The organism is Streptosporangium sp. G12 (assembly GCF_052983175.1).
The window spans coordinates 277,282-288,318 of sequence record NZ_JBRIQO010000001.1; the positions used below are offsets into that span (position 1 = coordinate 277,282).

The following is an 11,037-nucleotide window of genomic DNA, read 5'->3' on the forward strand; positions in this document are numbered from 1 at the left end:
GGGCACGCTCGTCTGCCCTCGTCCGGCGGACAGGTGTGCTCGCGTGCCCGGAGGGAGAGGCGACCAGTGGCCATGCGGTCCGGCGCGAAGGAGCGGTACTTCCCGTTCGATACTCCGCGGTGGCTTCGCGAAATAGGTTTGATCGGGCTTCAGTACCGTCTGGTGAAATAACCGGCATGACGACACTTCGCGGCAAGGCCCTGTTGTTCCGCTCGATGCACGTCCCCGGCCGGCCGCTGGTACTGCCCAATGCCTGGGACGTCGCCTCCGCGCGTATCGTGACGGATGCCGGCGCCGCCGCGGTCGCCACCACCAGCGCCGGCGTCTCGTGGGCCCTGGGCTATGGAGACGGCGACCACCTGGACCGGGACCGCGGCCTCGACCTGATCGCTCGGGTCGCCGCAGCGGTCGACGTTCCGGTGACAGCCGATGTCGAAGGCGGATACGCGCCCGACCCCGCGGGGGTGGCCGAGACCGTGCGGGGCGTGCTCGCGGCCGGAGCCGTCGGCATCAATCTGGAGGACTCACTTCGCGCGGGCCCGGCCCTGCTGCGTCCCGTCCCGGAGCAGTCCGAGCGCATCGCGGCTGCCCGTGGTGCCGCGGACACCGCTGGTGTGCCGCTGTTCATCAACACCCGAATCGACACGCACCGTCTGCCGGCCGGGGATCCCGCGGTACGGCTGAAGGAAACCCTGGCCCGGGCCGAGGCCTACGTGGCGGCCGGCGCTGACGGGGTGTTCGTTCTCGGGGCTCTGGATGCGGAGACCATCACGGCGCTCGTGCGTGCGGTGTCCGTGCCGGTGAACGTCCTGGCGGGTCCCGGGACTCTCACCGTGCCCGCGCTCGCGGCGTTGGGCGTGGCTCGGGTGAGTGCTGGATCCTCGATCGCCGAGGCGGCCTACGGGCTGGTCGCACGTGCCGCCCGGGAACTGCTCACCGACGGCACCTGCGGAGCCCTTGAGGGCGGTCTTGAGTACGGCACCCTCAATTCGTTGCTGCTGGCAGAACCTGGCCGCTGATCCGTGAGCGGTCCGCGCCGCCCCCGCCCGCCCACACCCGCGCCGCCCGTGACCGCGGCGGCCGACCCGGCGTATGGTCCTTTCCGGAAAGACGGCGGCAGGAAGGTGGGGACCCGTGGCGTGGGCCGGCTACGAGCTGGAGTTCGAGGACACCTTCGAGGCCGACCGCCTCGACGAGGATCGCTGGGTTCCCCGATACCTGCCCCAGTGGAGCGACCGCGCGGCCTCCGCCGCCCGCTACGAGCTGGACGGCGGGCGTCTGCACCTGCTGATCGAGGAGGACCAGCCGCCCTGGTCGCCCGAGCTCGAGGGGCCGCTCCGCGTGTCGTCGCTGCAGACCGGCGTCTTCGCCGGTCCGGTGGGAAGCACGATCGGGCAGCACGGGCGCGGTTCCAGGGCCGTCGTGCGTGAGGCCCAACGCAACGTCCGGCTCTACACCCCGAGGTACGGGCTGATCGAGATGCGGGCCAAGGCGATCGACGACCCGGGATGCATGGTCGCGCTGTGGATGATCGGCTACGAGGACGAGCCGGAGCGCTCCGCCGAGATATGCGTATGCGAGATCTTCGGCCGGGACGTCGGACCGGACAGCGTGAAGGTGGGGATGGGGCTTCACCCGTTCGGGGACCCGGAGATCACCGACGACTTCACGGTGGAGACCCTGCCCGTCGACGCGCGGGAGTTTCACGTCTACGCCGCCGAGTGGACCTCCGAGCACGTCGCCTTCTTCGTCGACGGGCGCCGTGTCCGGACGGTTCACCAGTCGCCGGGCTATCCGATGCAGCTGATGCTGAACATCTACGAGTTCCCCGAGCCGGACGGGTCGCCGAGGCCCGGACACGCCTATCCCAAGCGGTTCACGGTCGACTACGTCAGGGGCTACCGTCCCGTCGCCTCCGGCTGAGCCGGTCGGCGCCGGTCGGCGCCGGCCGGCGTCGCCACCGCCCGCCACCCGGACGCGGGCCGGAGGGACGGAAGCACGCGACGGCCCGGCGGCTCCGGCGTACGGGGCCGGGTGGCCGACACGGGTGGCGCGGACGGCAGCGGCGAGCGCGCGGGCCCCGGAGAAGCGGGGCGGGGACGATGACGATCGAGAGATCGCATCGCGCGGCCCCGGCGTTCATGGTGAGCATGAGCAGTCGCGCACGGAGGAATGAGTAGTCATTACTCTACCTCTCGAATTCCACGGCTGAAAAAGTTTCTCTTATCGAAAACAGTATTCCGATTTCGAAGGGGAAATGAGAATGAAGCTCCGCACCCTGTCCGCGGGACTCGCTGTCGCGGCCGCGGCGGTGATGGTCGCCGGGGGTCCCGCGACCGCCGCGGACGGCCCTTCCGAGGCCGACGTCAGGACCGCCATCCAGCACGCCGTGTCGGGCAAGGCCACCACCGCCGACCTCGAGATCATCAAGAACGACCCCCAGCTGGCCCGTACGGTGCCGGTGTCGGTGAAGGCGGGCGATCCGGTCGTCACCAAGGTCGACCCGCCCCAGAGGCCCGGCGGCCGGGACTCCTCCGCGTCGCGCGCCGCGCTAGCGTCCTACCAGCAGAAATGCTGGGCCGTCGACCACCCGCTGACGCTCACTTCCTGGGCGGGCCTCACCATCTACACCTGGCATCACGCGTTCTCCTACTGCACGGCGAACCAGGTTTCGGGCTGGGAGAGCACCCGTGTCATCTCCGAGCCCCTGTACAACCGACGTGACTACTTCACCGACAAGTCCTCCGTCGCCTACCCGCAGGGCCTGGTCACCGACGTGGTCCGCGCCTTCGTGGGCGCGCCGGTCGGAACCAACACCACCGGCGTCGGGTCGCCCCACTACTCCCACATGGCGCGCGGGGTCAACCTCTGCTTCGCCCAGTTCAACTGCTACGCCAGCAACCTGCCGCAGAGCAAGCTCACCCTCGGTTCGGAAGGCGTCGCGGTGGCGCTCGCCTCCGCCCTGTGAAAACGCCCGCCGTGAATTCGAGAGGATATGGAAACGCCATGAACAATATCGTCAGGAAAGCGGGCGCCGTCACACTCGCCGCGCTCACCGCGCTCACCGTACTGGGCCCGGCCTCTCCGGCGGCCGCCGCGGGCACATACAAATATCTGGAGACGGACAAGGTGGCCTGCCCGGCGTGGGCGACCGGAACCTACTACGACGCCTACCGCCCGACCGGCTATCGCGCCTTCGCGAACGAGTGCCACACCAAGCCCCACGCCTCGAGCGCGCGGGTCCGGCTCGTCACCAGTTGCTCATGGGGCTTGACCTACCGCAGCGAGCCGGCGGCGGTCGTCGAGGGCCGCTGGACGAGCTTCACGACCCCCGCGCGGACCGAGTCCGGCTGCCTGTTCGGGGTCTCCGATTACTGGCTCGAAGCGGTCTGACGCGCCGCCTGCGCCACCCGGGTCCCGCCCCGCCGGCGAAGGCGGGCGGGACCCGGCGACTCCGCGGCCGCGCCGCCCGCGCCCCTGTGCGCGGGCGGCGCGGCCGAGTGGTTCACCTGTTCGTGCGGCCGAGCCGGCCGGTCAGCTCCTGGCGGTTCGAGACGCCGAGCTTCGCGTAGACGCGCTGCAGGTGGTTGTCCACGGTCCTGACGGAGATGGTCAGATTGGCCGCGATGTCCTTGCTGGACATCCCTCCGGAGGCCAGGATCGCCACTTCGCTTTCCCTGGTCGTGAGCGGCACGGCCGCGTCGGCCGCCTGGAGCAGGGGCGTGCGCGCGCCCTCGCACAGGGCGGCGTTCGCGGCCGCCCGCGCGGCGGCGGCGGAGGCCTGCCTGGGGCTGCCGGAACGGCGCCACAGTTCCGCCGCCGCGCCCGCCGCCTCCGCCGCGAGCAGGCTCGCCCCCATCCGGTCGAAGTCGCCGGCCACCGCCATCAGGCCGTCCTGGTCTCCGGCGGCCAGCGCGGCCGCCAGCCGTGCCCGGGCGGCGGTGAAGGGCCCCCCGGCCTTCGCGAGCTCCGCGAGACCGTTCGCCGCCTCCGCGGCGCCGCCGAGCCGCGCGAGGTCCGTCAGCAACATGGCCTCGGAGGAGAACTGCCCCCGCTCGCGGGCCTCGGCCGCCGCCTCCCGCAGCACTCTCCTGGCCGCCCCCTGCTCTCCCCGCGCCACGTGCGTCCACGCCTCGCCGAGCCGTTCCTCGGGCACGTACACCGGCGCCGCGAGGCCGGCGTACTCGGCGAGGGCGGCCTCCGCCGCGCGCACGTCACCCTGCAGCGCCGCGGCCGCCGCGAGCCCGGCGAGGGCGAGTGGACGGATGATCACTGCCTGGGGGCGGGTGTCGTGCGCGATCTCCGCGTACCAGCGGCGCGCCGAGGCCGGGCGGCCGGCCGTCCAGGCGTTGCGGGCGAGCGGGAAGACCAGGAGCGTACGCTGCCACCCGGTCGGCACCCAGCCCGAGTCGGTGTAGGCGCGCTCGGCGGTGACGCGGGCCTCCCGCAGACGTCCGATCTCGGTCAGGGCCAGGACGAGGGCGGACCACGCGGCCGCCTCCTGCGGGGCGTGGCCCCTGCCTTCCGTCCTCGCCTTCGCGCACAGGACCACGGCCCGCTCGGCCCACGGCACCGCCTCCTCGCTCCGGCCGAGAAAGGACAGCGCACTGGCCCTCGTCGCGGCGGCGGCCGTCCACGCTGCCACGCCCGCGATGTCACCCACCGCCGGTTCCTCGTCCGGCATGCCGTCGAGCAGGCCGAGGCTCTCGGCGTGGTGGCCCAGGCTGGAGAGTATGTTGGCTTCGTTCACCTGCAGCGCCCACCGGCCCGCGGCGCTCGTGACGCGGTCGCGCGCCGCGCCGTTCGCGGCGACGGCCTCTTCGCGGGCCGCGCCGCGGCACCACATGAGGTTGTGGGTGCGCGCCAGCGCCACCGCGAGCGCGCGGCTCTCCGTGGTGGCCCACCCGTCGGCCCGGCACAGCACGTCCTCGGCCTCCTGCGGCCGGCCCGCCTCCGAAAGCGTGCGGCCGAGCAGAAGCAGGGCCGGGAAGGTGAGGTCGTCCTCGGGGATCGCCCGGAGGAAACCGAGCGCGCGGGCGTGGTCGTCACCGTACGCGGCGAGCCGGGCGGCCTGGAGGAGGAGGGCCGGATCGGCGGTGCCGGTGCCGGCGAGCCGGTAGGAGGCCAGGCGCATGGCGTCCTCCCGGCGGCGCGAGCCGGTCCGTTCCAGCCCGTCCGCCTGCTCGCGCAGGATCTCCCTGCGCCGCCTCTCGGTGATGCCCGGGGGCAGCACCTCCGTGTAGAGAGGGTGCGCCAGGCGGGCGTACGTGCGCCGTCCCTCCCGTACGACGGTGACGAGTCCGGCTCGCTCCAGCTCGTCCAGGACCTCGGCGCCGGGCTCGCGTTCGAGGTCGGCTACGGACACCGGGCCGCACAGCGCGAGGACGTCGAGAAGGCGACGGCCGCACGGCGCCACCGTCGCGAGCCGGTGGCGGATCAGATCAGTGAGGCGGCGGGTGACCGGAAGGGGCTCGGTGGCGGCCAGCTGCCAGATCTCCCCGTCGTTCGTCAGCCGGCCTTCGGCCAGCGCACCGCGCACCAGTTCGCCCAGATAGAGCGGATTGCCTCCGCTCGCGGCGTGTAATCGGTCGATGCTCTCCCGGTGGACGTGCCCGGCCAGGGCGTGCTGGAGGAGCTCGTTCACCTCCCGCCACGTCAACGGCGCGAGGTCGGCGTGATGGACGGCATCGCCCCGCCCGAGCGTCACGACGCTCTCCAGGGACGAGGCATCCGAGCGCACCGTGCCCACCAGGAAGACGGCACCGGTCTCCATGAGCTGGCGCAACAGCAGGGCCGAGGCGGAGTCGAGCAGGTGCAGGTCATCGATGAGCAGAACGAGACGGGCCGGTGCGCCGTAGGCCCGCGACATGAGCCGGACGGCCGTCGCGAAGCCCGCGACGGGATCCGACAGATCCACGCCGTCCGGCAGGAGATGTGCTATCGCCCCGAGGGGGATCTCCGCCGCCGCGCCGGTCGCGGCGGCGCGGCCCACGGCGTGCCCCTGCAGCTCCGCGACGGTGAGGCATTCCTCCGCCAGCCGGGTCATGCCGACGCCGGGCTCACCGAAGATGAGAAAAGCCTTGTAACCGGTTTCATTGAGGACCGCCTTGAACGCCTTCAGCTCCGCGTCGCGGCCCACCAGGGGCCATCGTCTCGCCACCACCTCAACCATCGTCACCGCGGCTTCTCCTTCCACTGGACAGTCGGGCGTGTCGTACGGGGGCCGTCCGGAGACGCCCCCGATCGCCCACGGGAGCCGGGGCCGGGGAGGAGCAGGTGCAAAAATCCGCACACCGGTGGTGATGCGGTTTCGACGACGGCATCCCCCAGCACCGCCTGCTGGACGGCTGATCGTCAAGGTGATGTGTGGCGGCAGCCGGCCTGCGCGCCATTCTGGGAGCATTTCCGAAATATGTCAATTTAATTAAGCTGCAGCTTAGCCGGTGAAATACCGAAATGTTTCGGTCACCGCCGCGCCGCCCGCAGCGTGAAGAGCGCGTCAGGCGGTGATCTGCGCCATGGCCTTCTGAAACGGCAGGCCACACTCTCCCGGTCATCACAGGAGGGAGTCTCGGAGTTGAACGTCACGGGGCTGGTCCGGCATATCACGCCACGGTAAAGACCGGGGGCCTGTTCCCGCAGATCACGATGGCCGCTACGTATCTTTGTGTCATCCCGTTCGGGCCGGTCGCCGAAGGAATGCATCCGCGCCATGTCCGACGAGCGACCACCAAACGAGTCACAGTCTTGGTACGGCAGCCGCCATTCGTTAGTTGAGCTGGGAATATGCGGTGGCCAGGCGGGTTCGCTGGTGGAATCGGCGGGCTGGGCTTGATGTCGGCGCAGATCGCCGCCGCAGCGAGGCCGCGGTCGCCCGCGTCCGGCCCCGGTGGGTGTAGATGTTCAAGGTCGTGACGGCCGGGTTACGCCCGGGCAAGTGTTGAACGCTCACGCGGTAGGGTGCGGTGCGCTGAACTGTCAGGGGCATCGGAAAGGCGCGCTCCATGAAACGTGCGGGCGTCATTTTAGACGACACGGAACGACTGCAGTGGGATTTCACACCGCTCATGAGCGTTGGACCACTACGGTTTGGAATGAGTCATGACGAGGTGATGGCTGCGCTGGATACGGATGTCCCTTCCAGCCAGTCTGACGGATGCGGAGTGCGCCATGCGTGGTTCCGTCTGCCTACCTCTCACGGGAGTGCCCTGACGACGTACTATGCGGAGTCTGGACGCCTGTCCTGCATCGCGGTTGACGCGCTTCACGGTCCTCAGGTGACGATGGATGGCCTTCGGCTAGTTGGACGTGTGCCGTCCGAGTTGGAGGATCTATTCGTTGATCACATGCTGTCGCGGGGACTGCCGGAGGCGGTCCGCTCCTCTCAGTACGGAAATCTCGGAGCTGACGAGCTTGGGCTCGTGATGCGTGCGCAACGCGCCGGAGATGTCGTCTTGACCCGTCCGGTCTTTGTTGCCCACGAGTGGTCTGATCGTGTCTGTGACGCGTCAGAGGGCTCCGTCCCTGATGAGGAATGGCGGGTGTACTGCTGACGAAACACACCACCTGATCACTTGCGTACTTCGCTCCTTCGCCGCAGGGCTACAACGGCAGCCGCCGTGGCCGGGATGATGCGCCGCCGGCCGATGCGATCTTGTGAGGCTTTTCATCCTGACGGCCTGGTGCGGCAGGCCCGCGGAGAACAGTGCCCCCGTGAAACCTGCAGGAGCGTGCGGCGAAGTGATCCACCGTCCGCCTGCCGACCCGCGGGGTCTGCAGACGATGGATCCTGCTCACCTCGATCCGGGAACGACTCCGCACAGATAGGTGGACTCCTCCAGCAGTTGCGGCGTCATCGTGATCCCGGTGAGGCGCTCGGCCAGGAGGAACGCCGGCCCTTTGTGGGGGGCGGCGATCGAGTAGACGGGGGAGTCGATCCGCTCCAGGATCTCCGCGAGTTCGTCCGGCGTCTCCTCCGAGTAGCTTTCGTGGGGCCTGGCCATGAACTGGATCCTCCCGTCTTCGATCCGGTGGGAATAGCCTTCGTCGTGCGCGAACTCGAACCGGATCTTCCCGTCGTCGATCCAGTAGAAGTGGTCCATGTCATCGACGTCGAGGTAGAAGTGGGAGACGAGACGGGTGCCCGCCGACAGCGGCATGATGATCTCTTCGGTGACGCCGAGCCCGCTGCAGGCCTCGACGAAGAGCACCCAGTCTCCAACGGCGACGGCACCGAAGGTTTGCCACCGGATCAGCCCATCGAGCGTCACGCGAGAGCAGTCTTCGACCCGGACGCCGAGCCGGGTCACCACTTCCTCAAGCGTCAGGCCGCGGACGTAGGTGAAGCAGTAGGCGTCCGCCAGGCCGGGGAAGCGCTCGGGGGAGAACCAGGAGTAGTCGTCAGGAGTCGCGATCATCCCGTCATGCTCGCAGCGCCCACCGACACAATAAGAGCCATTTCATCCTGGGTAGCGGCCTTCTTCCACGAGCTGCAGCACAAGGATCGCCTGCACGAACGCGGTCGCTCGATGCGGGCAACAGCGCAGCCTGGTCAGCACCTTCCAGCCCTTCAAGGTCGCGACGGCACGCTCACCGATGGCCCGGATACGGGCGTGGGCGCGATTTGGGCTTGATCCGGTTTGACGGACATCCGAGATCAGGGGTTCGTCAAAGCGGAGCAAGCTCACAAGGCCCTCAGTCAGTACCTCGGCCACAGCGATCCAGGGTTCACCCTGCGGGTCTATACACACCTGATGCCGAGCAGTCAGGGACGGACCCGAAGAGCCGTCGACAGGGTTTATGAGGTCACTGGGTCTTGGTCTGACGGCCCGCAGACGGCCCAGGACCGGTGAGGGCCTCTCGGGCCGACAGTTCATCACCGCTGGCCCTTACGTCTTCCGCGTTGAAGAGATCGGCGTTGACCTGGGCTTACAGCAGCGGTTTGTCTCGGACTCGACGATCCCGCGGTGGTCGCCGCCGCGCTCTCCGGCCTACTTGTAGCGGAAGTATGCGACCATCGCGTCTACCAGCGTCAACGCCCATAACGATCTTCACGAGGGCACAACCAGGGCACTCGACACATCCGCAGCGCCCTCGGCGAAGAAGGCATCCATCGCCTTCCGAGCACGGTCCGCGGCATCCGGCATGAGGTGCGTGTACGTACGGAGCGTGAAGCCCGGATCGCTGTGCCCGAGGTACTCGGCCACCGTCCGGATGTCGACCCCGGCGCGGAGCCAGGCCGAGGCCGCGGTGTGCCGAAGTGCATGGCACCCGTGCTCCCGGTACGTCTTGCGCCTCTCCCCCGCGGCGGGCGGCGGGACGATGCCCGCGACCTCCAGGCCCAGGCGCCACGTGTGGTTGAAGGTGTTGCGGTGCAGCGCTCCCCCGCGCGGGCCGGTGAAGAGCAGGGTCACCGTCGTCGGCTCGCCGTCCGGCGTCCGCCAGGGCAAGGTCACCTCGGCCGGCGGATACGCGGCGATGTGCGCGCTGAGCCGGAGCGCGACCGACTCGGGCAACGGAACCGTGCGGGTCTTGCCACGCTTCGGCGGGGCGAACACGAGCTGGTTGTCGATGATCCGCACCTGCCGGAGCACCTGGACCGCCCGGCCGAGGAAGTCGACGTCGTCCACGGCGATGCCGAACAGCTCCCCCTGGCGGTGCGCGCACCCGGCCCCCAGGTAGGCCATGGCCCGGTACGGAGACGGGAGCGCCTCCCCCATGGCCTCGACCTGACCGAGCGTCCAGGGGACGACCTTCTTCGGTGCGCGCGCTGGCGGCCGTACCGACTTCGTGGCGCACGGGTTCCGGCCGATGATCTGGTCGTCGATCGCGGCGTTGAAGATGGCCGACACCGTGCCGACGATGAGCTTGATCGTGGACGGCTGAAGCCCGGCCTTCTCCATCTCCTTGACCCACGCCTGCACGAGGGAGGGCCGCTTGGCGAGCATGCCCATGGTGTGCGCGCTGATGCTCTTACCGAACACCCACTTGGACAGGCGGCTATCGATCTGCTCCAGCGTGCCCGGGTCGGACGTCAGGCCCTCCCGCCACTGCTTCGCGTACGAGCCAAGGGTGACTTGGCCAGCCTTCGGGTCGAGGTAGTCGCCCCGGTCGAGGCTGGCCTTGATCTGCGCGTCCTTGCTCTGCGCGTCGGGCAGCTTCTCGAAGTTGAGCTTCTGCGGCTCGCCCGCGTCGTCACGCCAGCGGACTTGCCACCGCTTGCCTTGGCCGTGCTCGGCGGTCGGCACCTTCGCCGGGCGGCACCTGCACTTCGGCTCGCCCGGCCGGGGCCGGGACTTGTGCCACCGATCGGTGACGGCCATCAATCCTCCTTCGCTCGATCCATGATGCGAGCAACGGAAGCCCTGGCTTCCTCGTCCGGAAGCTGCTTCCAGTTGTCGGAGAAGCTCATGCGGTTGTAGTCCGAGCTCCCCACGGTCGTCAGCACGCGCTCTTTCTTGTCCAGCCGCTCAAAGAGCGCGTGCTGCTGGAGGGATTCCATGAGCCAATCGATCACGGCGGGAATGGACATCCCGGCGTTGACCGCGACCTGGGCGGCGTTGGTCGCCTTGCTGAGCGCCTCGTGATGCCGCGCCCAGTCCCTCGCCCTGTCGATCCGGTGGTGAGGCCGACAGTCCTCATCCCACTGCTGCGACCGCTTGTTCCAGTAGTCGAAGTACTTGTAGTCGTCGTCAGGCCGAGAGCGGGCAACTTCCTCCTCGTCGCAAGCCGGGTCATCCTGCGGCGTGAGCGGGAGTTCACCGGCCGCCCACGACCAGAGACGGAAGGCACTGACGGGGTGATCGATCCCTGTGAGCTCGCCCGTGCCGCGCGCGGTCGGCGGGAGCAGGAGGGCCGACACGTTCACCTTGAGCACGAGCGCCAGGGCGACCAGGTCGTCGACGTCGACGCGCCGGGTTCCGGTCCCCGCCCCGGTGGCAATGTTCTCGATCTTGTTGAGTGCGTCAACGCTCAATGACCTCTTGGTCTGCTCACCCACCAGGCGAGATAGTGCCCGCAGGCTGAGCCCTCGCGCTT

Annotated in this window: 8 protein-coding genes and 1 pseudogene; 4 read left to right on the forward strand and 5 right to left on the reverse strand. The window is 69.3% G+C overall.

The window, feature by feature from the left end; translation table 11 throughout:
• The first annotated feature begins 176 nt into the window (after positions 1-176).
• From ACVCAG_RS01210 to ACVCAG_RS01225, 4 genes are all read left to right on the forward strand, one after another.
• Positions 177-1,019, forward strand: a complete 843-nt coding sequence (locus ACVCAG_RS01210) for an isocitrate lyase/phosphoenolpyruvate mutase family protein (RefSeq protein WP_440082122.1) — start codon at positions 177-179, stop codon at positions 1,017-1,019.
• Positions 1,020-1,134: 115 nt separating this feature from the next.
• Positions 1,135-1,923, forward strand: coding sequence for a glycoside hydrolase family 16 protein (locus ACVCAG_RS01215; RefSeq protein WP_447189319.1), 789 nt, complete (start codon positions 1,135-1,137; stop codon positions 1,921-1,923).
• Positions 1,924-2,263: 340 nt separating this feature from the next.
• Entirely contained in the window at positions 2,264-2,968 is a 705-nt protein-coding gene (locus ACVCAG_RS01220) for a hypothetical protein (protein ID WP_447189320.1), read from the forward strand.
• Positions 2,969-3,006: 38 nt separating this feature from the next.
• A complete protein-coding gene (locus ACVCAG_RS01225; RefSeq protein ID WP_447189321.1) occupies positions 3,007-3,393 on the forward strand; it encodes a hypothetical protein in 387 nt (128 codons plus the stop codon).
• 112 nt (positions 3,394-3,505) lie between these two features.
• On the opposite strand, the gene ACVCAG_RS01230 is transcribed toward ACVCAG_RS01225, so the two are convergent.
• The 5 genes and pseudogenes from ACVCAG_RS01230 to ACVCAG_RS01250 form a co-directional block, all read right to left on the reverse strand.
• Positions 3,506-6,172: a LuxR C-terminal-related transcriptional regulator gene (locus tag ACVCAG_RS01230; protein WP_447189426.1), complete on the reverse strand. Its 2,667-nt coding sequence runs from the start codon at positions 6,170-6,172 to the stop codon at positions 3,506-3,508.
• A 1,621-nt stretch (positions 6,173-7,793) separates the two neighbouring features.
• Positions 7,794-8,417, reverse strand: a complete 624-nt coding sequence (locus ACVCAG_RS01235) for a DUF6461 domain-containing protein (protein ID WP_440082118.1) — start codon at positions 8,415-8,417, stop codon at positions 7,794-7,796.
• A 42-nt stretch (positions 8,418-8,459) separates the two neighbouring features.
• Positions 8,460-8,624 (reverse strand): annotated as a pseudogene (locus ACVCAG_RS01240) (IS5/IS1182 family transposase); the annotation flags it as partial.
• Positions 8,625-9,050: 426 nt separating this feature from the next.
• Positions 9,051-10,322: a tyrosine-type recombinase/integrase gene (locus ACVCAG_RS01245; protein WP_447189322.1), complete on the reverse strand. Its 1,272-nt coding sequence runs from the start codon at positions 10,320-10,322 to the stop codon at positions 9,051-9,053.
• The gene (locus ACVCAG_RS01250; RefSeq protein ID WP_447189323.1) at positions 10,322-10,999 is read right to left on the reverse strand and encodes a hypothetical protein; all 678 of its coding nucleotides are present in this window, start codon (positions 10,997-10,999) and stop codon (positions 10,322-10,324) included. The genes ACVCAG_RS01245 and ACVCAG_RS01250 overlap by 1 nt, the downstream gene beginning before the upstream one ends.
• Positions 11,000-11,037: the final 38 nt, after the last annotated feature.

What these genes read in the sequence shown, in the direction of transcription:
- ACVCAG_RS01235 (WP_440082118.1), bottom strand. Translation starts at nt 8,417, where the DNA reads ATGATCGCGACTCCTGACGACTACTCCTGGTTCTCCCCCGAGCGCTTC.
- ACVCAG_RS01230 (WP_447189426.1), bottom strand. Translation starts at nt 6,172, where the DNA reads ATGGTTGAGGTGGTGGCGAGACGATGGCCCCTGGTGGGCCGCGACGCG.
- ACVCAG_RS01210 (WP_440082122.1), top strand. Translation starts at nt 177, where the DNA reads ATGACGACACTTCGCGGCAAGGCCCTGTTGTTCCGCTCGATGCACGTC.
- ACVCAG_RS01245 (WP_447189322.1), bottom strand. Translation starts at nt 10,322, where the DNA reads ATGGCCGTCACCGATCGGTGGCACAAGTCCCGGCCCCGGCCGGGCGAG.
- ACVCAG_RS01225 (WP_447189321.1), top strand. Translation starts at nt 3,007, where the DNA reads ATGAACAATATCGTCAGGAAAGCGGGCGCCGTCACACTCGCCGCGCTC.
- ACVCAG_RS01220 (WP_447189320.1), top strand. Translation starts at nt 2,264, where the DNA reads ATGAAGCTCCGCACCCTGTCCGCGGGACTCGCTGTCGCGGCCGCGGCG.